This is a genomic window from Moraxella sp. CTOTU47616 (genome assembly GCF_032017465.1).
GTDB classification, from domain to species: Bacteria; Pseudomonadota; Gammaproteobacteria; order Pseudomonadales; family Moraxellaceae; genus Faucicola; species Faucicola tetraodonis.
The window spans coordinates 116,899-141,842 of record NZ_DALZPU010000005.1; the positions used below are offsets into that span (position 1 = coordinate 116,899).

Annotated in this window: 22 protein-coding genes; 6 read left to right on the forward strand and 16 right to left on the reverse strand. The window is 43.8% G+C overall.

All coding sequences use genetic code 11. The features are described 5' to 3' along the window. Nucleotides 1-136: 136 nt before the first annotated feature. The 12 genes from RTS10_RS07470 to ychF all read right to left on the reverse strand — a co-directional run bounded on the left by RTS10_RS07470 (nucleotide 137) and on the right by ychF (nucleotide 11,909). Entirely contained in the window at nucleotides 137-2,365 is a 2,229-nt protein-coding gene (locus RTS10_RS07470; RefSeq protein ID WP_312539826.1) for a primosomal protein N', read from the reverse strand. Nucleotides 2,366-2,516: 151 nt separating this feature from the next. Next, on the reverse strand, nucleotides 2,517-2,897 hold the full coding sequence (locus RTS10_RS07475) for a Rid family detoxifying hydrolase (protein ID WP_312384383.1): 381 nt from the start codon (nucleotides 2,895-2,897) through the stop codon (nucleotides 2,517-2,519). A gap of 27 nt (nucleotides 2,898-2,924) precedes the next feature. After that, a complete protein-coding gene (locus RTS10_RS07480) occupies nucleotides 2,925-5,090 on the reverse strand; it encodes an HD domain-containing protein (protein WP_312384594.1) in 2,166 nt (721 codons plus the stop codon). Between the two features lie 356 nt (nucleotides 5,091-5,446). Then, nucleotides 5,447-5,713 carry a DNA-directed RNA polymerase subunit omega gene (gene rpoZ, locus RTS10_RS07485; RefSeq protein ID WP_036601878.1) on the reverse strand — a complete coding sequence of 89 codons (267 nt, stop codon included), beginning with the start codon at nucleotides 5,711-5,713 and terminating at the stop codon, nucleotides 5,447-5,449. An 81-nt stretch (nucleotides 5,714-5,794) separates the two neighbouring features. Further along, nucleotides 5,795-6,229 carry a ClpXP protease specificity-enhancing factor gene (locus RTS10_RS07490; protein ID WP_060994768.1) on the reverse strand — a complete coding sequence of 145 codons (435 nt, stop codon included), beginning with the start codon at nucleotides 6,227-6,229 and terminating at the stop codon, nucleotides 5,795-5,797. A gap of 25 nt (nucleotides 6,230-6,254) precedes the next feature. Further along, nucleotides 6,255-6,866 carry a glutathione S-transferase N-terminal domain-containing protein gene (locus RTS10_RS07495; RefSeq protein ID WP_312539828.1) on the reverse strand — a complete coding sequence of 204 codons (612 nt, stop codon included), beginning with the start codon at nucleotides 6,864-6,866 and terminating at the stop codon, nucleotides 6,255-6,257. Between the two features lie 148 nt (nucleotides 6,867-7,014). After that, a complete protein-coding gene (locus RTS10_RS07500; RefSeq protein WP_060994769.1) occupies nucleotides 7,015-7,728 on the reverse strand; it encodes a cytochrome c1 in 714 nt (237 codons plus the stop codon). Further along, complete coding sequence (locus RTS10_RS07505; RefSeq protein ID WP_172823566.1) at nucleotides 7,728-8,945, reverse strand: cytochrome b; 1,218 nt, start codon at nucleotides 8,943-8,945, stop codon at nucleotides 7,728-7,730. Before RTS10_RS07505 ends, RTS10_RS07500 begins: the two co-directional genes overlap by 1 nt. Nucleotides 8,946-8,964: 19 nt before the next feature. Further along, entirely contained in the window at nucleotides 8,965-9,549 is a 585-nt protein-coding gene (gene petA, locus RTS10_RS07510; RefSeq protein ID WP_007116512.1) for a ubiquinol-cytochrome c reductase iron-sulfur subunit, read from the reverse strand. Between the two features lie 250 nt (nucleotides 9,550-9,799). Beyond that, nucleotides 9,800-10,186 carry a 30S ribosomal protein S9 gene (gene rpsI, locus RTS10_RS07515; protein WP_007116510.1) on the reverse strand — a complete coding sequence of 129 codons (387 nt, stop codon included), beginning with the start codon at nucleotides 10,184-10,186 and terminating at the stop codon, nucleotides 9,800-9,802. Nucleotides 10,187-10,196: 10 nt separating this feature from the next. Then, nucleotides 10,197-10,625, reverse strand: coding sequence for a 50S ribosomal protein L13 (gene rplM / locus RTS10_RS07520; protein WP_007116509.1), 429 nt, complete (start codon nucleotides 10,623-10,625; stop codon nucleotides 10,197-10,199). 192 nt (nucleotides 10,626-10,817) lie between these two features. Further along, a complete protein-coding gene (gene ychF / locus RTS10_RS07525) occupies nucleotides 10,818-11,909 on the reverse strand; it encodes a redox-regulated ATPase YchF (RefSeq protein ID WP_312539832.1) in 1,092 nt (363 codons plus the stop codon). Nucleotides 11,910-12,256: 347 nt separating this feature from the next. On the opposite strand from ychF, the gene rsmA reads away from it, so the two are divergent. Both rsmA and RTS10_RS07535 read left to right on the forward strand, forming a co-directional pair. Beyond that, nucleotides 12,257-13,141, forward strand: a complete 885-nt coding sequence (gene rsmA / locus RTS10_RS07530) for a 16S rRNA (adenine(1518)-N(6)/adenine(1519)-N(6))-dimethyltransferase RsmA (RefSeq protein WP_312539834.1) — start codon at nucleotides 12,257-12,259, stop codon at nucleotides 13,139-13,141. 48 nt (nucleotides 13,142-13,189) lie between these two features. Beyond that, nucleotides 13,190-14,020, forward strand: a complete 831-nt coding sequence (locus RTS10_RS07535; RefSeq protein ID WP_096488653.1) for a symmetrical bis(5'-nucleosyl)-tetraphosphatase — start codon at nucleotides 13,190-13,192, stop codon at nucleotides 14,018-14,020. A gap of 27 nt (nucleotides 14,021-14,047) precedes the next feature. Here RTS10_RS07535 and RTS10_RS07540 read toward each other — a convergent pair whose 3' ends face one another. The 4 genes from RTS10_RS07540 to RTS10_RS07555 all read right to left on the reverse strand — a co-directional run bounded on the left by RTS10_RS07540 (nucleotide 14,048) and on the right by RTS10_RS07555 (nucleotide 20,056). Beyond that, complete coding sequence (locus RTS10_RS07540; RefSeq protein WP_312539836.1) at nucleotides 14,048-14,569, reverse strand: thioesterase family protein; 522 nt, start codon at nucleotides 14,567-14,569, stop codon at nucleotides 14,048-14,050. Between the two features lie 133 nt (nucleotides 14,570-14,702). Then, nucleotides 14,703-16,172, reverse strand: coding sequence for a transglycosylase SLT domain-containing protein (locus tag RTS10_RS07545; RefSeq protein WP_312539838.1), 1,470 nt, complete (start codon nucleotides 16,170-16,172; stop codon nucleotides 14,703-14,705). Nucleotides 16,173-16,839: 667 nt separating this feature from the next. After that, nucleotides 16,840-17,616, reverse strand: a complete 777-nt coding sequence (locus RTS10_RS07550; protein WP_409455597.1) for a Nif3-like dinuclear metal center hexameric protein — start codon at nucleotides 17,614-17,616, stop codon at nucleotides 16,840-16,842. Nucleotides 17,617-17,668: 52 nt separating this feature from the next. Then, complete coding sequence (locus tag RTS10_RS07555; RefSeq protein WP_312539841.1) at nucleotides 17,669-20,056, reverse strand: site-specific recombinase; 2,388 nt, start codon at nucleotides 20,054-20,056, stop codon at nucleotides 17,669-17,671. 298 nt (nucleotides 20,057-20,354) lie between these two features. Here RTS10_RS07555 and RTS10_RS07560 point away from each other — a divergent pair, with 298 nt between their 5' ends. From RTS10_RS07560 to rpsA, 4 genes are all read left to right on the forward strand, one after another. Then, complete coding sequence (locus tag RTS10_RS07560; RefSeq protein WP_312539843.1) at nucleotides 20,355-21,518, forward strand: DNA polymerase III subunit; 1,164 nt, start codon at nucleotides 20,355-20,357, stop codon at nucleotides 21,516-21,518. A gap of 60 nt (nucleotides 21,519-21,578) precedes the next feature. Then, nucleotides 21,579-21,926 (forward strand): PilZ domain-containing protein, encoded by a 348-nt coding sequence (locus tag RTS10_RS07565; RefSeq protein WP_065252396.1) that lies wholly within the window; start codon nucleotides 21,579-21,581, stop codon nucleotides 21,924-21,926. A 297-nt stretch (nucleotides 21,927-22,223) separates the two neighbouring features. Beyond that, nucleotides 22,224-22,973, forward strand: coding sequence for a (d)CMP kinase (gene cmk / locus RTS10_RS07570; RefSeq protein ID WP_219330979.1), 750 nt, complete (start codon nucleotides 22,224-22,226; stop codon nucleotides 22,971-22,973). Between the two features lie 137 nt (nucleotides 22,974-23,110). Then, nucleotides 23,111-24,781: a 30S ribosomal protein S1 gene (gene rpsA / locus RTS10_RS07575; RefSeq protein WP_186303382.1), complete on the forward strand. Its 1,671-nt coding sequence runs from the start codon at nucleotides 23,111-23,113 to the stop codon at nucleotides 24,779-24,781. Nucleotides 24,782-24,944: the final 163 nt, after the last annotated feature.

Consider the following 24,944-nt stretch of genomic DNA (forward strand, 5'->3'; position numbering starts at 1 on the left):
GTCATTGTTATTTACTTACCCTAATCAATGGCAAAAATTAGCTAAATTGTAGCCCATTCAGCGAGTTGAAAAAAGCCCATTTAAACATCATCGCGAAATAAGCAGTTTAGCAAAAGCAAGGGTTTTGCAAGTTAGGTTAAGACCAACTCATCGGATCAATGTCAATCGATAGTCTGGCATACTTTGCCGATGGCAACGCAATTGTCTGTCGCCACCAGTCCGACAATAGCTGCTGGCGAACGTGGCGTGTTTTGGTCAAAATCAATAAATGCGAGTGATAGCGACTGTTTTTCTTTGCCATCGGCGCATCCATCGGGCCATTAATCGCAATACCCAAGGCTGTCATGTGTTGGCGTGATGGCAATAGCGCAATCGCTTGATGCAAAATTTGCTGATTGTTTTCTAACGATTTGCTTTCCACCCGTACCAAACAAGCGTAAGTAAATGGCGGCAATCCCAACATGCGCCGCTCAGCCAATAATTGCTGGGCAAAACTCAGATATCCTTCACGTACCAAAGTCAGTAACGCGGGATTTTCAGGTTGCAGGGTTTGTATCAGTACCAGACCTGCTTTATCGGCACGACCCGCACGACCGGCCACTTGGATAATCAGCTGGGCGGTATGCTCAGGCGAGCGAAAATCTGAGGATAAAAAGCCACGATCAGCATTGGGAATTGCCACCAAGGTCACATTGGGGAAATGATGCCCTTTTGCCACCATTTGCGTGCCCACCAAAATGGCTTTGGGATTATCAGCAATACGCTGATACACTTGCTCCCAACTGTTTTTTTTACGTGTGGTATCGCGGTCAATTTGAATCACAGGTACATCGGGGAAAAGCTCAGTTAACCCTTCAACCATCCGCGCAGTACCCATGCCCACAGGGTCAAGATTGCTACTACCGCAGCTGGGGCAATGGTTCGGGATGGCTTGCTGCCAATCGCAGTGGTGGCATTTTAGCATTGCCACTGGCTGAAAATGCACTGTCAAATGCGCATCACAGCGCGGGCAGTCTGCTTGCCAACCGCAGGCATCACACAATAAGATAGGCGCGTAGCCACGACGGTTTAAAAATACCAATACTTGCTCATCTTTATCCAACGTTTGCCGAATGGCTTGAATTAAGCTTTGTGCCAAACCGTTTTGCCATGCCTGCTGGCGCGCATCAATCAGCTGCATGATGGCAGGTTTGGCATCGCCTGCACGCTGGGTCAAAGTAAGCTCGGTGAGTTTACCTTGTTGGACCAGATACAGGCTTTCAAGCGATGGCGTCGCGGTGCCCAAAATCACCGGACAATTAAGCTGAAACCCTCGATAGAGCGCCACGTCACTAGCGTGATAGCGCAGAGAGTCTTGCTGTTTGTAAGATTGGTCATGAGACTCATCGACAATAATCAGCCCTAAATTAGCAAATGGGTATAACACTGACGAACGCGTACCAATAATAATTTGCGCATAGCCCAGTCGGCATTGTTGCCAGCCATCAAGCCGCACGGTGTCATTAAGTCCCGAATGTAGCATCAATACTTGGGCTTCAAATCGTTCGGCAAATCGCTGTCTGGTCTGTGGGGTCAGCCCAATTTCTGGCACTAAGATAAGCACTTGTTTGCCTTGTGCCAGTACCGTTTGCATCACTTGCAAATACACTTCGGTCTTGCCACTTCCCGTAATGCCATTGAGCAAAAAACCTTCATAGTGTGGCTGCTGGCAGGCGCGGGTGATTTTTTGCACGGCTTGTTGTTGCTGTAAATTTAAGGTGAGCGGCGTGGTGGCAAGCTTAGCAAGCTTGGGTAAAGATGGCATTTGATAAACAGGCGCAATCAGACCTTTTTGCTCAATTTTTTTTAAATAAGCGGGCTCGACACCATGGTCTATCAGCGCAAACTCAGTTACAACCTTTGTGCCATCACCATGAGAATTACCATGCGAGTTGATGACCAGTTCACATAAAGCAAATTGTTGGCGTTGTTTTTTTGCACTGGCGGAAAAATCCTCGTCAGTGGCATCGCGTAATTGTCGCCAACATAATTGTCGGTAGTCGAGCATCATTCCTTGGCGAATCAAAGTCGGCAGCATGACAGCGAACACATCGCCAAGCGGATAGCAGTAATAAGCAGACAGCCAATAAGCGAGTTTTAGTAATGCCTCATCGACAATCGGCAGCTCATCAAGTATGTCCAATACAGGTTTAATCGCATTTTGCGTAAGCTGACTGTGCTCAATATGCGCCACCACAATGCCGACCAATTTTCGCGCACCGAACGGTACTCGGACGCGGCAGCCAATCGCGGGCAACGCATCGCCCACAACGCGATAATCGAACACCGAATCAATGGGCACAGGTAAAGCAACTTGGATTAGCAAAACACACCTTTAAAAATTGTTGTAGGGTTGAATTATAGCCCAATTCAAGCCGTTAAACTGTGGTCAGATGGGCAAAAATTTGACACAAAAAAAGGCAAGTCTTGTAACTCACCTTCCATTTGAGCGGGTTAACATTCATCTAAAACCAAAATCAATCTAAAACCAAAATCGCTTCAATTTCGACCACCGCACCTTTTGGCAAGGCTGCCACTTGCACCGCGGCACGAGCAGGGTAAGGGGCAGACAAACGCGCCGCAAAAATCTCATTTAAGGCAGAAAAATCTGCCAAATCGGTGAGCGAAACATTAAACTTCACCACATTGGCAAGCGAACCACCTGCGGCTTGGCAGATAGCATCGATGTTTGACATGACTTGGTTGGTCTGATTAACAAAGCCATCGGCTAGGGTCATGCTGTTTGGGTCAAGTCCGATTTGACCTGAAATATAGACAGTCTTATCAACTTTCACGGCTTGTGAATAAGTGCCTACCGCAGCAGGCGCATTGTCAGTATGAATGATGTCACGGCTCATATTATTTCCTATTACAGTATGATGGGTTTATAAAATATCTTTATTTTTTGCTGCAGATGTGTTTTGGCTCTGAGAAAGTAGCACTTCGTCATTCCATTGATACAGCCTTACAATATTGGGGTAGCCCAAAAAGGTACGTAGGCGCTGAATTAAGCTTGCAATCTGGTCACGGCTTTGCACCACCACGAACAGCAAGGTGTAGCCATTACGCTGTTCGATATATTCAAAACCCGCCTGAGTATCACGTACAATAAAGATTAAATCACTGATTTGCTCATCGGTCAGGTTTTGATTAATTTTTAGCGCGGCATCAAAATAAATACGCTTGGATATCTCATCCTCACTGTTAGACACTCGCCAATGTAGCGGAATCACTTGGTATTCATTGACACGGCGAATTTCATCAATTGAAAAACATTTGTGTCGATGCACCACCAAGCCATTTTTTGAAATATGCCCGACAATCGGGTCGCCATACACAGGATGACAACAGCTGGAAAAATTCATCTCCATATTGGCGGCATCCGCAATCAAGCTTTGCGGTTGGTTAGCGGCATGGGCACTGGCTTGGTTTTTGGCAAGCTGCTCTTGGGTCAATAAGCGCGAAACGGCAATCTGCGGCAGCAATTTACCTGTGGTAAACTCCGTAAAGAACGCACTTTTATCCTGTAAGCCACGCCAATCAAGTAGCAGTTGCCATTGTTCATCGCTCACATCAGCGAGTGAAAGATTTTGCGTTTTAAGCGCGCGCTCAAAGGCGGTTTTACCTTCGTGCTCTTTTTGCTCAGGATTTAAGCCTTTTAACCATTCAAACAACGCACGCCGCGCTTTATTGGTTGCCACAAAACCCAGCCACTCCGCTTTTGGAATCGCATTGGGGTCAGTATGAATTTTGACCCTATTGCCGGTTTTCAAAATCGTACCCAGTTTGGCTTCTACGCCATTGATTTCAGCGCCCGTTGCACGGTTACCGATATGGGTACTGATAGTATAGGCAAAGTCAAGCGCTGTGGAGCCGCGCGGCAACTCATAGGCATCACCGTTTGGGGTATAGCAAATAATTTTACGTTCGTGAAGATAGTCAATCAGTTTATCAACCACCGTCACCGCATCGGATGGCTGCTCTTCGATATCGCTTTCATTGTCGGCAATCAAGTTTTGCAGATTGCGTAGAGAGGCCTGAATTACCGACTGGCTAAGAGGCGATGCTGCTTCACCCATCAAAATCCCTAAACGGGTGGTTTTGAGCATGGTTTTAGTCAGAATGACCACTTTGATGGTATCATGGCCGTTTTTATAGGTAATGGTCAGTGATTGGTTGCCCCCCGCACGCGGATGGCGGATATTGTCTTCGATACACTCAGGCGCAATTTGGTATTTATTGATAAAATACTTGGCGATTTGGTCGCAGTCTTCCACTTTATCCATGACCAGCATAAATTCATAATGCCATAGCAAATCGGTGATTTCGCCGCGGTTTTTAAAGAACTGGCGAAACAAAGTCACGCGATTATCGACATCTTTGACATAACCTTTAACATCCAGTCGGCTCAAAACGATATTTAAATAGTTATGAATAGCTTCTTGTTGAAAGGTGCGCCCCAAACCATGCTGCATAAGCTTATCGGATAACTTGTTATACATAGGCGCATTTAGGCTGCGATAACATAAAATCTCGATATAGTCGGCTAAATCATTAAGCCCAAGCGTACGAGCAAACGGCACATAAAAATCCAACGTTTCTTGTGCGGTTGCCTGTTGTTTTTTTTCAGGCACAGCTTCAATGGTGGTCATATTGTGCAAGCGGTCAGCCAATTTGACAATCAACACGCGCGGGTCTTCTAGCGTTGCGGTAATAATGCGGTAAAAAGTCGCGGCTTTATTGATGTGTTTTTCATTGGAGGATTTTAATTTGGTGACACCATTGACGATTTGCGCAACTGCCTTGCCAAACTCTCGGGTCAAATCTTCTTCAGTGGTAGGTGTATCTTCTACAGTATCATGCAAAATCGCCGCCACAATGGTATCGACATCCATGCGAAAACTACCCAAAATCTCCGCTACCGCCATAGGGTGGGTGATATAAGGCTCGCCAGATTTGCGTTTATCTTTGATATGGGCTTGGTCGCCAAAGGCACAGGCTTTGAGAACAATTTGCTGTTCGGCATCATCCAAATAATCCAATACACGCATTAGGTCAAACTGTGCAATATCCACATCAGGATGGCTTAATTTTGGTAAAGTTGATATATTCAAAAATGTGCCCTCAACGTACGATCGATAGGTTTAACCTGCTAAAAAATTCATATTGTCCTGGTCAGCAGTTAACTCTATCATAAAAAACGGCTGGATAAAAATAGCTGGCATCAAACCAGCTAAAGTTAGCAAAAACGTATTATAAAGATATCCTAATTATTCGCAAAATTACTGCGAATTGTCAAGCTAAGTTACATATAATTCCACGTTTAATTCAACTAAAAAGTCACCTAAAAAAGGTGACTCTTTATAAAATAATAGTCGCTAACTATTAACAGTGGCTTAAGCTACCGTTAGAATCCATGACCACTTGAGATGCTCAAATCGACATGGTGAAATTTGTTAGGCAATTCGCGCTCAGGTTGGTTTAAAATCTCTTTAGTCACAAGGCCTTCAGCGATTTCACGCAGCGCAAGTACGGTTGGTTTATCATTTTCACGCTCAACCATAGGTTCTGATACACCGCGTGCGATTTGGCGCGCACGTTTACTGGCAACAAGAATCAAATCAAAACGGTTGTGGATATTTTCTAGACAATCTTCTACAGTGACACGTGCCATGACTATGGTTATCCTATTCAAAACTAAAAAAGTAATTGATTATTTTAACAAAATTAAACCCATATTGCCAGTGACAATGCACTAATCCAAGATTTTTAACCCTGCTTTGTTTTCACGTTTTGGACGTTGTGCATCGGTGGAATCGGCTGGTTGACTGGCGTTGATTTCAGATTGCGGCGCATTATCGTATTCCGTTGGGTCAAAGAACATGCCTTGTGAATTTTCTCTGGCATAAATCCCCATCACCGCTTGCATCGGTACCCATAATTCTTGCGAAACACCGCCAAATCGCGCATGAAAATGAATAAAATCATTATTAATGACCAAATTACCTGTAGCACGGCTGGCGATATTAAGTACGATACGACCATCTTGCACATATTCGACAGGCACGGTGACATTGGGCTGCGTCGTATCGACCATGATATGTGGGGTTAGGTTATTGTCTTCAAGCCATTCAAAAATAGCGCGTACCATATAAGGGCGAGTCGGGGTGAGTTGAAAGTCGTTTTCCATGGTGATTCTCTTATTTTAATGATTACTATTTTAAACTGGTTTTAAAGGTTGGGCGATTAAACATCCGCTCCATATATTGATACAACGGACGGCACAGGTGCAGCGGCAATTCAATACCCATGGGTTTTAAGCGATATAAAATCGATGACAAAATGCAATCACATATACCCATGGTATCTGAAAGAAAAAAGGCCTTATGGGCAAACAGCGGCGCTATGGTAACCAGAGATTCAGTCAGTTGTTTTCTTGCCATCTTTGCTTGGTTGACATCTAAGGTATCCTTATGGGTCAATAGCGTATCTGCCAGTTTAATCCAGTCTTTCTCAATGCGCCACCATAATTGACGGTATTGTGCCTTTTCAATCGGATTTTCAGGTAGCAGTTTGTTCTGATGATAGCGCTCTTCAAGGTATTCAAAAATAATACGATTGTTATATAAAATCAATTCACGATGAATGAATACCGGCAGCGTGTTGTAAGGATTGATATCAGGTAAATCTTCGGCAAAATCATCATCATCACGAATGTTCGTCTCAGTAAATTCTATTTTTTTCTCAAGTAAAACCAGCCTTAATTGGTGACTTAAGTAGCCATCATCGGCATAAATCAACGGGGTGTTCGAAGTAGGGGTCAACATAGTTAAAAATAATAAGCTGTATCAGCGTAAAGGGTAAGCCTAGCTTAAAATGACTGAATTAGCAATAACTGTCAAAGTTATCGTAGCAACCAAGCAATAAATGCGCATAAAAAAAGGCAGCCTAAGCTACCTTTTTTTATATCAACCCTTATTTAACGTCTTTCCAAAATTCTTTATTGAGTAAGTACACTGGAATTAATAACGCAAGTAAGAATAAGATGACCCAAAAACCATATACTTTACGTTGGTGCGCTTGCGGCTCTGCCATCCACGCCATAAAGTTGACGATATCACCAATATTACGACGATATTCTTCTTTTGAGGTGTTCATTTGCATATCATGAAGGACGAACGGCATAGCAACATTCGGCAGTACGATATTGTTGGCACCCCAAGGACGACTTGGATCTTCATAGAAGGCTAACAAGTACGTATAAACCCAATCATTACCACGTAGACGGGTTTCAAGTGACAAATCAGGTGGCTGGGCACCAAACCAAGCTTTTTGAAGCTCTGGGTCCACGCCTGCATTGATATGGTCACCGACTTGGTCAGTGGTCAGCATCAAGTATTTTTCCACCAACTCTTTTGGAATGTCCAAGTCTTTGTACATTTTTGAGTAGCGAACATATTGCGCTGAGTGACAGCCTGCACAGTAACTCATAAATAATGAGGCACCACGTTGAATGGACGCTTTATTGGTCAAATCCACAGGAGCGGTTTCACAAGCCAAATGCGCGTCTTTACCCTCAACTGTTTTGTAGGTGCCACAGCCGCCTTCGCTAGCTTGTGCGGCTGTCGCGCCCAAACCTAGTGCAACTGTCAAACCCAATCCAGCAACTAATTTTTTAACCGCTTTCATTAGTGACCTCCAGTTACACGTTCAGGTGGCTGTTTGCAAGTTTCAATCGATGTATAGATTGGCATTAGCAAGAAAAACAAGAAATACAAAATAGTACAAATACGTGCCACAAGCGTTGCGGTATCACTTGATGGAATTACCCCTAAGTAACCTAAGATCAAGAAACTAACAACAAAGATAGCAAGTGCGATTTTTGACAACATACCTTTATAACGCATTGAACGCACAGGCGATTTGTCTAACCAAGGCAATACAAATAAAATGGCGATTGATGCTGCCATCACAATAACACCCGGCAGGGCTGAACCAAACATAGACGGAGTTGCACGTAACATCGCATAAAAAGGCGTATAGTACCAAACAGGGGCAATGTGAGCAGGTGTTTTAAGTGGGTTTGCTGCTTCAAAGTTTGGTGGCTCAAGGAAGAAACCGCCGCCTTCTGGGAAGAAAAATACCACAGTAAAGAAAATGATAAAGAATACCACAATACCAATCATATCATGTACGGTGTAGTACGGGTGGAAAGCCACACCATCAAGGGGTACACCATTTTTATCTTTAAGTTTTTTGATATCAATACCATCTGGGTTGTTAGACCCAACATGGTGTAATGCTACCAAATGAACAAATACCAGACCCACTAAAATCAAAGGAATCGCAACGACGTGCAACGCGAAGAAACGGTTTAAGGTAATACCAGAGATGATATAGTCACCTTTTACCCATTCTCCCAATGCATCACCAATAAATGGAATCGCTGCTGGTAGGTTTAAAATAACCTGGGCACCCCAGAAAGACATATTACCCCAAGGTAATAAGTAACCGAAGAAACCTTCTGCCATTAAGCACAGATAGATACCCATACCGATGAGCCAAACAAGTTCACGGGGTTTTTGGTATGAACCATACAACAAGCCACGGAACATATGCAGATAGACGACCACGAAGAATGCCGAAGCACCAGTTGAGTGCATATAACGGATTAACCAACCACCTTGTACATCACGCATAATGTATTCTACAGAAGCAAATGCGCCTTCTGCACTTGGGTTGAACATCATGGTGAGCCAAATACCCGTCACTAACTGATTGACCAATACCACCATCGATAATACGCCAAAGAAGTACCAAAAGTTGAAATTCTTTGGTGCGTAATACTTTGACATATGGTATTCATAAGTTTCTGTCGCTGGAAAGCGCGCATCCACCCAATGCATAAATTTCTTTGCACTCATATTATGCCCCCACCGTTAAGATAGTACCGCTGATGCTATACTCAGGAACTGGCAAATTACGAGGCGCAGGTTGACCCTTAAAAACACGTCCAGCTAAGTCATACTTTGAGCCGTGACAGGGGCATAAAAATCCGCCAACCCAGCTGCTGCCACCCAAATCTGCTGCGCCGACATCAGGACGATAACCTGGTGCACAACCTAAGTGAGTACAAACCCCTTCACACACTAGAACTTCACTATTGTCTTTTGAGCGGCTATTATTTTTGCAGTAGTCAGGTTGTAATGAACCTTCTGATTTTGGATCGGCAAGTGATGATTCTACTTTTGATAAATTATCCATCATCTCTTTGGTACGTTTGACAAGATAAATCGGTTTACCACGATATTTGATAACAATCATTTGTCCTGCTTCGAGTTTGCTTAGGTCTTGGCTAACAGGTGCGCCCGCAGCTTCTGCTTTTGCACTTGGATACCATGAACGCACAAACGGCGTAGCAATAGCAGCGACACCGACTGCGCCCATAGCGGCAGTGGATGCGATTAAAACTCTTCGACGCTTAACGTCGACGCCTTCGGCATGGCTCATTAAGAACTCCTCCAGATTAATGAAGTGGGTAACCATATTCCCACACTGGGTTTGTGGCTATTGTAAATCAGTTGTTACAGAATTGCCACCTTAGCTGTGCCTAAATTACGCTAATTTTGCTATTTTATGCTATTTTTGCAATAAAATAAATTACCTAAGGTAAATAAAAAAGACCCTTGCAGTAAACAAGAGTCTTTTTTGTAAACGCCAAAAAACGCGGTCGATACGAGAATTTCGACCACGAAAAATATTAACGTTTTGAGAATTGGGGACGTTTACGTGCTTTACGTAAGCCCAATTTTTTACGTTCAACTTCACGCGCGTCACGAGTCACAAAGCCCGCTTCTTTAAGCGCTGGTTTTAAGGTTTCGTCTGACTCGATCAATGCACGGGTAATACCGTGGCGAATCGCGCCCGCTTGACCATTGATACCGCCACCTTTTACAGTCACATAAATATCATATTTGCTAGCAGCATCCAGTAATTCTAAAGGTTGACGAACAACCATTACTGATGTTTCACGACCAAAGTATTGATCAAGTGGCTTACCATTGACGACGATGTTACCTGTACCCGCAGATAAGAACACACGAGCTGTTGAAGTTTTACGACGACCTGTACCGTAATTGCGTTCCATGTGTTACTCCTTAGATATCTAATACTTGAGGTTGTTGAGCAGTATGAGGATGCTCAGTACCTGAGTAAACTTTTAACTTTTTAATCATCGCATAGCCCAATGGGCCTTTTGGCAACATACCTTTAACCGCTTTGTTAAGTACGTCAGCAGGTTTGTGTGCGATAAGTTTGGTAAAGTTAGTCTCTCTGATACCACCTGGGTAACCGGTGTGACGGTAGTATTTTTTGTCTTGCGCTTTTTTACCAGTCACAGCAACTTTCTCAGCATTAATCACAACGATATAATCGCCTGTGTCAACGTGAGGGGTGTAAGAAGGCTTATGCTTGCCACGTAAGCGTGATGCGATTTCGCTCGCCAAGCGACCTAATGTTTTACCTTCAGCGTCGACGATGTACCAATCGTGTGTCACTTCATGTGGTTTAGCACTGATAGTTTTCATGTTTAAAAACCTTTTTGAGTTAATAGTTGAGAGTGAGTGTCTGGGAAACGAGGGCTCTCAAAATTACGAACGCATATTATAGGGATTAAGATAGTGACTTGCAATACAAGTCAAGCATTTTTAAAAAATAAACTTGCAAAAAATAGGCAACTAAAATTGCCTATTTATATCAATCGGCGTATGCGTGCACAATCAGACATTAAATCTAAAGTGCATGACATCGCCATCTTGCACGATGTAGGTTTTACCTTCAAGGCGAGATTTACCGGCCGCTGCCGCGCCTTTTTCACCGTTATATTCAATAAAATCATCAAACGCAATCACTTCGGCACGGATAAAACCACGCTCAAAGTCGGTATGAATCACGCCTGCTGCTTCTGGTGCGGTGGCACCCACTTTGACCGCCCAAGCGCGTACTTCTTTAACCCCTGCGGTAAAATACGTTTGCATATTAAGCAGCTCATAACCTGCGCGAATCACACGGTCAAGCCCTGCCTCAGTCATACCCATACTTTCTAAAAACTCTTGTTTTTCATCGTCATCCAGCTGGGCGATTTCAGATTCGATTTGGTTGCATAGCGCGACCACCAACGCATCATCTTTTGCCGCAAATTCCCGTACTTGGTCAAGATAAGGATTGTTGTCAAAGCCATCCTCGCTCACGTTGGCAATATACATGGTCGGTTTTAGGGTGATTAAACCATAACTGCGGATGATTTTTTTCTCATCCTCGTCCAGATTTGCCATGCGCGCAGGCTTACCATCGGCTAAAAATGGCTCAATTTTGTTAAACACATCCAGCATGGCTTTGGCGTCTTTATCACCGCCTTTGGCTTTTTTACCGACATTGATAAGCGCACGGCTCACTGCTTCAAGGTCAGCTAGCGCAAGTTCGGTATTGATGGTTTCGATATCGGATAATGGGTTGACGCGTCCATCGACGTGAATCACGTTGTCATCATCAAAGCAGCGCACCACATGGGCAATCGCATCGGTTTCACGGATATTGGCTAAGAATTGATTACCCATGCCTTCGCCTTTGGAGGCGCCTGCCACTAGACCTGCGATATCCACAAATTCCATTGAGGTGGGCACAACGCGCTCAGGCTTGACGATATCGGCAAGTTGTTTGAGACGTGGGTCGGGTACAGGTACAATCCCAGTATTGGGATCTTTGGTACAAAACGGGAAGTTTTCTGCCGCAATTCCAGCTTTGGTCAATGCGTTAAACAGGGTTGATTTACCAACATTTGGCAGTCCGACGATACCACAATTAAAGCCCATACAATGCTCACTAAATAAAGGGTTAGTTAAATTTGTTGCATTATAACAACTTAGTCATCAGAATTCGACAGGCGATTGACGCATCAAAAAATTGACCCATCAAAAATTTGTAGCATGACATGAACTACAAAAATTCAAATTGAGCGATTGGGCAGATTGTTGTCATGCTGTTGCAAAGCTATTGCTATCCTATTGCCATAGTCTAGAGTTGTCATGAAATTGTCATAATGGAGCGTCAAGCTATGCTATAATGAGCAGTTTAATAGTGATTTGTGTCTGATGACGGTGAGGGTTATCGTATACTGCACAACATTGATAATTATTTCATTTTTATAGGAATGTTTTGAGTGACGGTCTCTGCTTTTTTATCCCATCAGCCTAGAAAACGTTTTGGGCAAAATTTTTTACACGATCAAGTGATTATTGGGAGAATTATTGACAGTATTCATGCAGGCCGCGATGATTTGATGGTTGAAATTGGTCCAGGCATGGGCGCGATTACTGAGCCGCTACTCAAGGAAGTCAATCGCTTGACCGTTGTCGAACTTGATACCGATTTGGCAGACAGCTTGCGCATTCGTATTGGCGCCAATAGCAATGACGGCTTAACCATTGTCAAAGCCAATGCCATGGAAGTGGATTACCGTGCGCTGTTCCAACAAGTCATTGGCGATAACCCTAATGCTACCACCGACAAGAAAATGCGCATTGTCGGTAACTTGCCATACAATATTTCTACGCCGTTATTGTTTCATTTACTAAGTTTTGCTGATGTCATTGAAGACATGCACTTTATGCTACAAAAGGAAGTGGTGGATCGCATCACCGCAGCGGTGGATAGCCGAGAATATGGTCGCTTATCCATCATGATGCAGTATTATTGTGAAACTGATTATTTACTGACGGTGCCAAATGGGGCATTTAACCCCCCACCCAAAGTGACGAGTGCGGTATTTCGACTCAGACCTTATCAACAAAAACCGATTGTGGCTGACGATGAGAAGCTGTTTGCCCTTGTGGTGCGTGAGGCATTTAATCATCGCCGTAAAACACTGCGCGCGATTTTTAAAAAATCGCCGATTTTGCCTGCGGTCACAGAACCCCAGCTTGTGGCATGGGGGCTTAATCCACTGGCGCGTCCTGAAACGTTATCAGTACAAGATTTTGTGACCTTGTCTAATGGCATCGCGGCTAATGGTATCGCGGCAAACGGCATTGCGGCAAATGGTTAATTTTTTTATAGCTGTTTAAAATTTTACTTTCAAGATGTATGAGGTGTTATGGGTTTTCGACATCAATTTGTCATTGGCGATATTCAAGGCTGTTATGCCGATTTGCAGGCACTGCTCAAGCAAATTGGGTTTGATGAACAGCAAGATAAATTATGGTTTGTTGGCGATATCGTGGCACGCGGTGAAGACTCGCTGAGCGCGCTGCGTCTGGTAAAACGTCTTTGCCAAGCTGGTGCTGCCGAAATGGTGTTGGGCAATCATGATATTAACTTGATCGCGGTATGGCGTGGTGTCATAAAGATCAAAAAAAAGGATAGAACACAAGCGATTTTTGACGCCCCAGATTGTGATGAATTACTCAACTGGCTTCGTCGCCAGCCGCTGCTTGTCTATCCCAATGATAAAACCGTGATGGTGCATGCAGGCATCCCGCCAAACTGGAGTATCACCCAAGCAGCCATGCATGCGTCAGAATTGCAAACTCAGCTACGAAGTAGCTTATGGCAACTCGATAGACTGCTGCCAAACCTGTATAGCGATACAGCTGTTCCTTGGTCAAATATGCTGACAGGCTACGCGCGTATGCGGGCGATTTGCAATTATTTTACCCGTATGCGCCTTTGTCAAATGGACGGCACGCTAGAGTTTAGCTTTAAATCCAGTTTGGATGATAAAATGCCAGAGGGGTTTCGTCCATGGTTTGAATGGCAAGTGCCGCGCGAACGTAAAATCTTATTTGGTCACTGGGCGGCGCTAAAAGCCAAAGTCGATTTGGCAAATGCCAGAGCCACGGATGCAGGGTGTGTGTGGGGCGGCAGTATGATGGCATACCGCCTAGAAGATGAGCAAGTTACCTGTCAAACTTGTAAAGCAAAATAACCTTTGTAAGACAGGACAATCATACATTTACTGAGCGAGCTGCAGCAGCTGCACAAACGCTTTGGGCAAACGGGTAGGGCGAACTTGGGTTTGCCCTTTTTCATCTTTACTAGTAGCCACGCATACAATACTTATCTCGGCTTGGCTTAAAAGCTGTTGGTGGCTATCATAAATCCGTTGCTCAAGCTGTAATGATGCAGATTTGCAGTCTGCCGTCTCAATCACAACGGTGACTTCGCTATCAAGCAGAATCGGACGCAAATAGCGGATGTTGGCTTGGCTCACTACAAATTGGATATCAGGTTTGCCACTATCGCTATGGTGAGTAACGTCTTGACTCACAGCGTCGGCTGAATGCGCTTGATAAAAATAACTGGTCATACCCAATTCCCGTAACCAATCACGACGACAACGCTCAAACAGCTTTAAATGATTGGCGTGATATACAATCCCGCCTGCATCGGTATCTTCTAAATAAATACGGTATTGGGTGGCATAAACAGGCTGAGTGCTTGATTGAGTGTGGGGCTGATTCTGGAGCTGGGTCACGTGCTATCCTTAGGTTAATAATATTAACAATAAATTCAGTAATTTTTAAAAACGACAAAGTGATAGCATAAAAAAAAGAATGGCGTTAAACCATTCTTTTTTGAAAATGTGTAGTTTTTTATATCCACACTCATCAAGTCAATTGACGATGATTGACGTTGTCTAATTTTAACGCCTCCAAATAACTGCGGATATGGGTGACGTAATCTAAGCACTGCACATAACGGCTATTGCTTTGACTATTAACTTTTAAATACTGATACACGGCTGCCCAATTGTTGCCATCAATACCGCGCTTTTGCAAAATCTGCTGGATATCTTTAATCGCTTGTGGACCCATATTGTATGCCGCTAGGGTAAACCATACTCGATCCGATGCTGGCACTTGGGCAAATTCATGTTGCAGCTGACTGAGATACTTAGCGCCCCCTTGGATGCTCTGCGTCGGGTCAGTCCGATTATCAACGCCCATCGCATTTGCAGTGGCATTGGTCAACATCATGATACCGCGCACACCCGTTGGCGAAGTGGCTTCTGCATCCAGATGCGATTCTTGGTACCCCATTGCCACAAGCAGTTGCCAATCAAGACGGTATTTGTTTGCTGTCTGCTTAAAAGATGGTTCATAAATGGGCAACACGCGTGTCATGGTATCGGCAAAATGTTGTTGATTAAACGGCTCTGCCAATGGTGTTTGACTATAAAACGCGGCTAAATGTTGATTACGGGTGAGCGATTGACCGCCACAAAGGAAGTTTTTTACATCATCTTTGAGTTTGATATCATTGGGGTTTAGCTGTATGGCAACATGTTCGTTGAGACCCTGCTTTGATAAATAATCTTTGTCACAGCTTAGACTCAGCGATGATAACGCAGTGGCGGTGGCGTTTTGGTGATCCGACACATTGGTTAAGGCGACATCGGCTTTGCCTGTTTTGACAGCCGCCATCGCGTCCGCATCAGTGGCAAATACTTGTGTGCTTAGGGTGACATCCAATCGCTTGGCATAATGGCGCATGACATCATAGCCAAAGCCGTGCTCAAAACCATCTTGAGCAAAATAAGTAGTATTACCATTGACGGTGGCAATACGCAGCTGCTTTTGAGATAGGATACTATCAAAGGTCGCCATTTTTGGTGCTGCAACCACGCTAGTAGGTGAGGCAAAGGTATTAGGATTGCCATTGTCGACTTTGTCAGTAACGCCCATCTGGGTGGCAACATAAGCTAAGGGCAAACCAATCCCCATCACAACTACCAGCTTTTTACTGGCGCCCAACCATTTTAACGGCTTGATAAAGCGCCCAATGAGACTAGTGGACGGATTAGCCAGTTGCGCCAAATCTTGCACATGGCTAGGCACCGCTGGCACACGCGACTGGGTAGTTTTTGGCGACATCACCCCACCCAAACAAGGCTTGAATTGAATCGGGAAGAATTGCAAGCGTTTAAATTGGGTCGCGTATTTACTAAAGCGTAATAAAGGGTGTTGAAACGGGTATAAAGTTAAAGGGCTTAAAAATGCTTTGACCGACATCGAAATCGAGGCAGGATAGGTCAAAGCCAAATCATCACAATACTCAAATGATGAGTTTAGCGGCATGTGTCACTCCACGGTGCACATACGTTAGATACGTTAAATTAATAAAAAACAACTATGCCAAATGAAAACATTTTATGAAACTAAGAACCGAATCGATAGTTAAACCTAGTACCCATCAAACTAAGCACCAGTTAAACCTAGTACTAGTCAAAATAAGCACCAGTCAGACAAGCCAAATAAGTACATGGCTTCCAACTATCTAACTCTATCCTAAATCTTAACAAAAAAGCTTCCATCCAAAATAGGTCGTTATTAACTTAACGCTAAAAAAAGAGCCAAACAGGTTGGCTCCCCTTATACCTAGGACGGTGATAATTCCCTATCCATTGTAGAGAATTATCGAAATAAATAATAATCAATTAAAAACCGTAAGACGGTTAAAGTTTTTGTAAGCACTGGCAAATTAAAAATTGTTTAATAAGCCCAAGCGCTTACCTAAAGAATTTAACGTAGGGTAACGTATGGCACGCATAAAATAAATAAACAATAACAATATTTACTGCATGGCATTACAGTTAGTTATATGAAACAATGGGGGTATTGTAGTGAAATTAAAGTTACGCGTCATGTGGTTGACGGTAACGAAAGGCAAATTTATGATAAAAAGCGTAAAAAACCCGCTAAAATGCAATTAACGGGTAATAATTATTTAATAAATTGCCTAATTTTACACGGGATTATCGATATCGACAAAATCAACGGTCAAAGCAAGATTTTCTTTGACATAATTCCCCAATGCAAGTACGCCACCTCGCTCAGTGGCATGATGTCCACAGGCAAAATACTCAATACCCAGCTCACGGGCTATGTGAGTGGTTCGCTCTGATACTTCACCAGAGATATAGGCTTGACAACCCATTTGTGCCGCTTGCTCAATCATATCCTGTGCGCCACCCGTACATAGACCGATGCGCGAAATTGTTTGATTACCCCCGAATAGATGTAGGGGCGGACGGCTTAAGGTAGTGGATAGTTTGTTAGTGAGAGCTGCAATCGACAACGGTGCTGCTAAATCCACGATATTACCTATCGGGTGTTTTTCGTCAGGGTATAGCGGCGACAAATCACTCCAGCCCAACGCTAGCGCTAATTGGGCGTTATTGCCCAATTGGGGATGGGCGTCTAACGGTAAATGATAAGCCAGTAAGGAAATACCGTGTTGCATCAACAAACGAATACGCTTGCCTTTCATGCCAATTAACGGCGCAGGTTCCCCTTTCCAAAAATAGCCATGATGCACCAAAATCGCTTGGGCGTTGTGCGCAATCGCTTGTTCAATCAATGCCTCAGAGGCTGTGACACCGGTGATGATGTGTTGTATCGGCTGTCCACCATCCACTTGCAGACCATTGGGACAATAATCTTGGAATTCATTAATTTTTAACAGCTCATTTAACCGATGCGCCAATTGAGTCGGACTCATTGAGGTCGCGGGTTGATTCATTGTAGTTTGCGAAAAAGTCATCATATTTCTATCGTGTTCAGTGTTTCATCAATTATTTGGGTAGCTTACTTGCCGTGTCATTTGGGGTGATATTATCGACCGCCTTTTGCACCACTTTTTCTTTAATTGCCTGTTTTTTCTCTGCAATTTCTTCATCGGTCAATTTTTCCGTATGACTGATATTGTCGATATGGGGCGTAGTAGCATGCGGATGTTCTTCTGTCTGCGATGTCAGGGTGGTTTTATGCCCTTTACTATTTTTACCATCGTTCGCAATCGGTTTGTCATCATAGATAATATTACCGTCGCTATCGATGAGCGCATAGTTCATCGGCTGTTTACGAGGGATAAAAAAGTCAGAGGGTTGGGTCATCAAATGCGAAGCGACCAATTCAAATAAGAATTTCCACTCAAAGACTTTCACGTTACGAGCGCGTAGGGCGGTCATTAAGGCGAGTGAAAAACTCACCAACAAGTTAATCATACCGATGACCATCACCCCAAATAGACTGACCAAAATAATACCGATTTCTGGAAACTCGCCCGTGTTGGCATAAATGTTAAAAATCCCGTGAATAAAGTTGGCAGACGCAAAGGCAATATGGCGAATATCAAGCGGTAAGCCAAAAATATAACCGATGGTCGCCGTACTACCCAAAAAGCAACCGAATAAAAAGTTACTCATAATCGCACCCAGATTGCGCTCGATAAAATCGCTAAAGCGCAACAACGTCACAGGTGTCATCATCCGTTTTAGAGTAGGCTGGTTGCGGATACGCTCGCCAATTTTATTGTGTACCGCAAGATTATCGTAATAGCCTGCAATCAATCCTGAAATATAAAGATACACCCCAGCAATCGCGGCATGAAAGATAGCAAGCGAGGTAAACGGGTTAAGATCATGCAGCAAGTGCTCTGCGCTAGCTTCCGATGTTAACGGACGACCCAGCCCATACAGCCACATGGATGAAATCAGTAGCGCAATCGGCATGGCAATTGAAATATTACCCATAATGGCAATAAATTGGGTGCGCATGATATCAACGACCAATTCGGTCAGCTTGGTAAATTGCGCCGCTTTGCGCCCTTTTACCTCTGAGATGGTCGAAGCAATGGCGGCAGCTGTCATGGCAGGCTGTTTGGTCGCCACTGTGCCGCCAATGATATGAATTGCCACAAAGCCAAGACCATAAATCATACTGTTTAAAAAAGCCACGCCAAACGGTGCCAAGGGTAGGGTCTTCCCTAGGATTTTAAGGGTCGCCATAAAGCCGATGAGTAAACCACCCAATGCCGCTTTTTTATACATACGGCGATAGCCCGCTTTATCGGTACTGATATAATGCTCGCCGACCTTACTGGCAGTCTCAGTCACACGGCGCGACAACAGCGCGGTATTGATGCCAAATAAATATCTAAAACTACTGCGGTGGTATGAATCTTCATACAATGTGTTAATGAGCTCGATGATGGTTTTTTTCTTGATATGATCGTTGTCCGATAGCAGTGACACCAACAATTCAAGACGCTGCAGGCTTTGCTCAAGGCGCACCAACATATTGGTGGTACGCACAGTAATACCCGTTCGATGAATACGGCGACGGATGTTTTGCATCATAGTGCGCGCTTGGTCGGTCAACACTAGAATTTGACTGCTATCCACCTCAGGCTGTGGCATCGCTTGGTCATCCCCTGGCTGCATGCTGAGCTGGTATTGACTGACAAATTCAGCGACTTCGCGATTCAGCGCAATAAAAGTATCTTGGTTGTCAATCGGATTGGGAAATGCCTTTATTAAATCGGCATTGAGCCCGATGCCGTTGATACGCGCAGTTAAAATAGTAATGGCTTTGAGCACATTGGCTTCAAGCGCTTGCACTAACGCTTCTTTGCCGGCGGGTACTTTAAGGATGAGTATCAGTTCAATCCACCAGCGCTCTTTGATTAAGCGCACCCAGTAGCGGGTTTTTGGTGTAGCAAAAAACGCATTAAATAGCCCAATCAAATCGCGGTCATCGGGTACGGAGGGTAAGAGCTTTTCACCGACCAAATCAAAAAATTGCGAAGTAAAGCCAGCGTCTGACAAGATACCCAAATCCGTGTATAGCGACACCTGACGATAACGATTAATCAAGGTAAGCATAAACACACAAAACCCTTCTGCCCACACACGATTGCCGCGTAGTAGCCGAACAAATAGAGCCATCTGCTCATTGGCGGTTGTAGCATCATCTGCACGGTTGCGCAGGGTATCTAGCAGTTGTTTAAATAGGGTAACTTGCGGAAAATCACGCAGCGCATTGATTTCGTTTAAAATAGTAGTTAAACGCGCTTCTAAGGTTGGCATCACCTTTAATTGGTCTGCCATATCCGCCGCATCATAATGATGTTGGTCATTGAGTAACGTATCTTGATTATTAGGTTGCGATAAATTCGTCAAACTAACCTCGAAGTAAACAGAAAATTGAATCGTTTTTTTAAATAGGGTGAATCACAAACATAAGAAAAAAACGAAAATAGATATCTTAAGATGAAAATTTAATCGACTCATCAAAAAAAATCCATCATTTATTTGCAACAAAAATCTTATGGGCCAAGGTTTAAAGACAGTAAGGGATAAAATAACCCGACGTGTTACCGCATTCATGTCTTCAAGAAAACAACCTGACCGATTATCCTAATTGATTATCTAGCTGCAGCGATTATACTATGGTTACTCTGTTGACTGATTTTTTTCTATGGCATCGACTATCACCTCTCAATCAAAAAGCCCCAAACAACCCAATGTCGAATCAACACCCAATGAAGTAACCCAATACTACTATCCAGATCCCGTGAGCCAACAGGTGATACAGCAGTGGCTGTTTATGGATTTATTGCCGTGGCAACAGCCAACTTGGCAGTATTTGACCACCCACCTACATGCCTTGCCGCACGCAATGTTGTTTGCAGGCAATGCAGGGACGGGGAAACGCGCCTTTGTTTATCGGTTTGTCGCATGGGCTTTGTGTGAGAATCAACGGGACAATGAACAAGGTGTCACAACTGCCTGTGGGCAATGCCAAAGTTGCCAATGGCTGATCGCCAATACCCACCCCGATCTTTATCAAATTCCCACACCCACCGTGGCGCGTGACGCGTCGCCTAAACCTAAAGCAAACAACGCCCTAGTGGCGCAAGCTCCAACCCATCAATCAGGTTATAGCATCAAGATTGACGAAATTCGGGAATTGCAGCCTTTTGTCACGCAGTCTAGTGGCGGATTAAGAATCGTGGTTATTCACCAAGCGGATGCGATGACTCTAGCCGCCAGTAACGCGCTCCTTAAGACATTAGAAGAGCCTGCCGAAAATGTGTTGATACTGTTAATTAGCGATAGTCCTTCGCAGCTCCTCCCAACGATTCGCTCTCGGCTACAGTCATTTTCGGTGAGCCATGTGACCCCCGATCAGTCCATGCAAGCGATGCAGCAGTTATTGCCAAATACCGATACTGCAACGCTAAAACAAGTGAGTGAATTGTCTGGTTATGCGCCTTTTTTGGCACTGCAAATGTTAAACAGCGAATGGTATCAACACCGCCAAACTTGGATAAACAGCTTTCAAGCGGTTCGTAGTGGGCAACGTATGCCTGTACAAGCCAGCAACTATTGGCAAAAAACGCTGACATTGACGGACTTTTTATACTTGTCGCAAGCCTTATTAGTACCATTGGGGCAATTTGCCGTCGGTATCTCAGCGTCATCCAATGACTTGGATTTTGGCAAGCTGCAGCCACCACCTACATTAAAGCAAATTAGCCAGTTACAACAGGTCATCGATCAAATCTGGCAAGATAGACAACAACATATTCAAGATAAGTTATGCTATGATAAAATTTTTAGCACCATGCTTGATTGCTAATTTATTCAATTATCTATATTACTTATCATTCACCATGCGTTAGTAAAAGGAACAGTGATTATGGCAATGCCATCTCGTGGCGGTATCACCACCATTAACTATGATACAATCGAAAAATTGTATGCGAGCTACCTGCCTTTTATTGAAAACGGTGCGTTATTTATTCCTACTAACCAGCAGCAACAATTAGGCAGTCAAACCTTTGTGGCAATTACTTTGCCAAATTCGAGTGAGAGAATGCCGCTACATGGTAAAGTGGTGTGGGTCAACCACCGCGCACAAGCACAGCGCCCCGCAGGCTATGCGTTACAGCTTGGCAAAGATGAAGCAGGTTTACGCATCAAAAATGAAGTCGACCGCCTGTTAGCGGGTCATATCAACTCAGATAAACCCACCTTTACGCTATAAATTTTGGAAATTCTGAAAGCTCTGGCAGTTTTAGTCGGTGATCGTTAAAAGCCAGCGATTGTTAAAGGTGAGCTTATGCTTAATCCTTTAAGTCGATAGCTTTTTTTCTTCTATCGCACAATGGTTAATCATTACTCTGCGTATCGGTGCATTTCTCATTTTTTGCCCGTTTTTTGTGCATTTTTTCATTGGCAAAAATAATACGCAATGTAGTCAATCCTTGTGTCAAATTACTTGTATAAAATAGCTTTCAGGCGTAAAATATACGACTATTTTTGCTTTGTTTATAAAAATGGCATGTCACAAACTTTAACGCAACCGTCTTTTGATCTAACCGCAAGCCTGCCCGTCATCACCATTGATGGCTCAAGTGGTGCAGGTAAAGGCACATTGACGGCAAGACTGGCAAAGCTGCTGGATTATCAAATTTTGGATTCAGGGGCGGTGTATCGGATTGTGGGGCTTGCAGCCCACCAAGCGGGTTTGTTAACGGACAACATTGATGAAACTGCGTTAGCTGATTTAACCCAATCGTTGAAAATTGAGTTTGCAGCCGCAAAAGCGGATTCTGAGCATGTGACAGTGCTCGTGAATGCCAACGATGTGAGCGAAGTGATTCGCACCGAAGAAGTGGGGAACTTTGCGTCAAAAGTCGCGGTATTCCCGAAGGTGCGTCAAGCGCTATTAGAGTTACAAAAAAATATGGCAACGTCGCAAGGCAACCCAAAAAAGGGCTTGATTGCAGACGGGCGTGATATGGGAACAGTGGTTTTCCCCGATGCGCCGCTGAAAGTTTATTTGATCGCATCCTCTGAGGCACGAGCCGCGCGCCGTGTCAGTCAGTTGACCAACGCTGGCAAACAGGCAGATTTTGACGAAATTTTGGCACAAATTATTGCGCGTGATGAGCGTGATAGTACACGCAGTGCCTCACCGGCTAAGGCTGCCGATGATGCGATAGTGATTGATAGCTCAGCCATCGATGCTGAGCAAGTGTTTAACCAAGTTTGGCAACTATGTGTTGAGCGCGGTTTGACAATTAACTAACTATTTTTTAACTAACAGTTTTTAAAAGTTTTATCGATTTTTTATAGGCACTAAAACCAGCCTTATGTTTATAAAAAATCTTAATTTGAACCGTACTGTGCTGGACAGGCTACGGCTATACAAAGGTAAATTTTATGATGGAATCATTTGCTGAACTGTTTGAAGCAAGCCAAGTACTTGACGTAGAACGCGGTGCAGTTATCGCAGGTACCGTAGTTGCGATTGATAGCGACTGGATTACCGTAGATACGGGTCTAAAATCAGAAGGTATCGTTGCGCGTTCAGAATTTTTGAATGAACAAGGCGAGCTTGAAGTAGCAGTTGGCGACCAAGTTCAAGTCGTTGTAGATGCGGTTGACAATGGTATGGGTCAAACCCTATTGTCACGTGAAAAAGCAAAACGTGCTGAAACTTGGAACGTACTTGAAAAACTTTATGAGAACAATGAGATCGTAACCGGTCTTATCTCTGGTAAAGTTAAAGGTGGTTTCACGGTTGATATCGGTTCAGTACGTGCGTTCTTACCAGGTTCATTGGTGGACACTCGCCCAGTACGCGACACTGCCCACTTAGAAGGCAAAGAGCTAGAATTTAAAGTCATCAAACTGGATCAAAAACGCAACAACGTCGTTGTTAGCCGCCGCGCTGTGATGGAATCTGAAAACTCAGCAGAGCGCGAAGCGCTACTATCTAACCTTGAAGAAGGTCAAGAAGTGGTCGGCGTGGTGAAAAACTTAACTGATTACGGTGCATTCGTAGACCTAGGTGGTATCGATGGTCTATTACACATCACAGATATGGCATGGCGCCGTATCAAGCACCCATCAGAAGTGGTTGAAGTGGGTCAAGAATTAAAAGTTAAAGTATTAAAATTTGACCGCGAACGTAACCGTGTCAGCTTAGGTCTAAAACAATTAGGCACTGACCCATGGCAAGACGTTCTTAACAACTATCCAAAAGGTACTAACGTTAAAGCACGTGTAACTAACCTGACTGACTATGGTTGTTTTGCTGAAATCGCTGATGGTATCGAAGGCTTGGTACACGTTTCTGAAATGGATCATACCAACAAAAACATCCATCCTTCAAAAGTGGTACAAATCGGTGACGAGATCATGGTTCAAATCCTTGATATCGATGAAGATCGTCGTCGTATCAGCCTAGGTATCAAACAAACCATGCCAAACCCATGGGAAGAGTTTGATAAGAACCACCAAAAAGGCGACAAAGTATCTGGTACTATCAAATCAATCACTGACTTCGGTATCTTTATCGGTTTAGAAGGTGGTATTGATGGTCTAGTTCACTTATCAGACCTTTCTTGGACTGAAAGTGGTGAAGAAGCGATTCGTAACTACAATAAAGGTGATACCGTTGAAGCGGTCATCTTGTCTGTAGATGCAGAAGCTAACCGTATCAGCTTGGGTATCAAACAACTTAACAGTGACCCATTCAACGAATACCTAGTCTCAAATGATCGTGGTGCAGTAGTGAAAGGGGTAGTAACTGACGTTGATGCCAAAGGCGCTAAAGTAAAACTAGCTGATGATGTAGAAGGCTACTTACGTGCTTCAGAAATCCAACAAGACAAAGTAGATGATGCGACCACTGTACTGAATGTCGGTGATGAAGTTGAAGCGAAAATTGTTAGCGTGGATCGCAAAACTCGCGGTATCAACCTATCAGTTCGTGCAAAAGACGAAGCAGAGCAACGTGATGCTATCAAAGCATTAAGTTCAAATGCAGCAGCTGATACCCAACCAAAAACCATTGGTGACTTAATCAAAGAGCAACAACAAAACCAATAATCGGTTTTGTGAGTGATAAAAAAAGCGACTAACTTAGTCGCTTTTTTTATTTTCACCTTTTAGGTAATAAAATGGAATATTTAGTCTAAAAAAAGCCGCCGAATTTAAGGTGGTTTTGTTATAATATGCGAAGAAAAGTAATGAAATGTAATTTTTCATTATT

What these genes read in the sequence shown, in the direction of transcription:
- RTS10_RS07475 (WP_312384383.1), bottom strand. Translation starts at nt 2,897, where the DNA reads ATGAGCCGTGACATCATTCATACTGACAATGCGCCTGCTGCGGTAGGC.
- RTS10_RS07480 (WP_312384594.1), bottom strand. Translation starts at nt 5,090, where the DNA reads ATGCGTGTATTGGATTATTTGGATGATGCCGAACAGCAAATTGTTCTC.
- rpoZ (WP_036601878.1), bottom strand. Translation starts at nt 5,713, where the DNA reads ATGGCACGTGTCACTGTAGAAGATTGTCTAGAAAATATCCACAACCGT.
- RTS10_RS07490 (WP_060994768.1), bottom strand. Translation starts at nt 6,229, where the DNA reads ATGGAAAACGACTTTCAACTCACCCCGACTCGCCCTTATATGGTACGC.
- RTS10_RS07495 (WP_312539828.1), bottom strand. Translation starts at nt 6,866, where the DNA reads ATGTTGACCCCTACTTCGAACACCCCGTTGATTTATGCCGATGATGGC.
- RTS10_RS07500 (WP_060994769.1), bottom strand. Translation starts at nt 7,728, where the DNA reads ATGAAAGCGGTTAAAAAATTAGTTGCTGGATTGGGTTTGACAGTTGCA.
- RTS10_RS07505 (WP_172823566.1), bottom strand. Translation starts at nt 8,945, where the DNA reads ATGCATTGGGTGGATGCGCGCTTTCCAGCGACAGAAACTTATGAATAC.
- petA (WP_007116512.1), bottom strand. Translation starts at nt 9,549, where the DNA reads ATGAGCCATGCCGAAGGCGTCGACGTTAAGCGTCGAAGAGTTTTAATC.
- rpsI (WP_007116510.1), bottom strand. Translation starts at nt 10,186, where the DNA reads ATGGAACGCAATTACGGTACAGGTCGTCGTAAAACTTCAACAGCTCGT.
- rplM (WP_007116509.1), bottom strand. Translation starts at nt 10,625, where the DNA reads ATGAAAACTATCAGTGCTAAACCACATGAAGTGACACACGATTGGTAC.
- ychF (WP_312539832.1), bottom strand. Translation starts at nt 11,909, where the DNA reads ATGGGCTTTAATTGTGGTATCGTCGGACTGCCAAATGTTGGTAAATCA.
- RTS10_RS07535 (WP_096488653.1), top strand. Translation starts at nt 13,190, where the DNA reads ATGGGTTTTCGACATCAATTTGTCATTGGCGATATTCAAGGCTGTTAT.
- RTS10_RS07545 (WP_312539838.1), bottom strand. Translation starts at nt 16,172, where the DNA reads ATGCCGCTAAACTCATCATTTGAGTATTGTGATGATTTGGCTTTGACC.
- RTS10_RS07550 (WP_409455597.1), bottom strand. Translation starts at nt 17,616, where the DNA reads ATGAATCAACCCGCGACCTCAATGAGTCCGACTCAATTGGCGCATCGG.
- RTS10_RS07560 (WP_312539843.1), top strand. Translation starts at nt 20,355, where the DNA reads ATGGCATCGACTATCACCTCTCAATCAAAAAGCCCCAAACAACCCAAT.
- RTS10_RS07565 (WP_065252396.1), top strand. Translation starts at nt 21,579, where the DNA reads ATGGCAATGCCATCTCGTGGCGGTATCACCACCATTAACTATGATACA.
- cmk (WP_219330979.1), top strand. Translation starts at nt 22,224, where the DNA reads ATGTCACAAACTTTAACGCAACCGTCTTTTGATCTAACCGCAAGCCTG.
- rpsA (WP_186303382.1), top strand. Translation starts at nt 23,111, where the DNA reads ATGGAATCATTTGCTGAACTGTTTGAAGCAAGCCAAGTACTTGACGTA.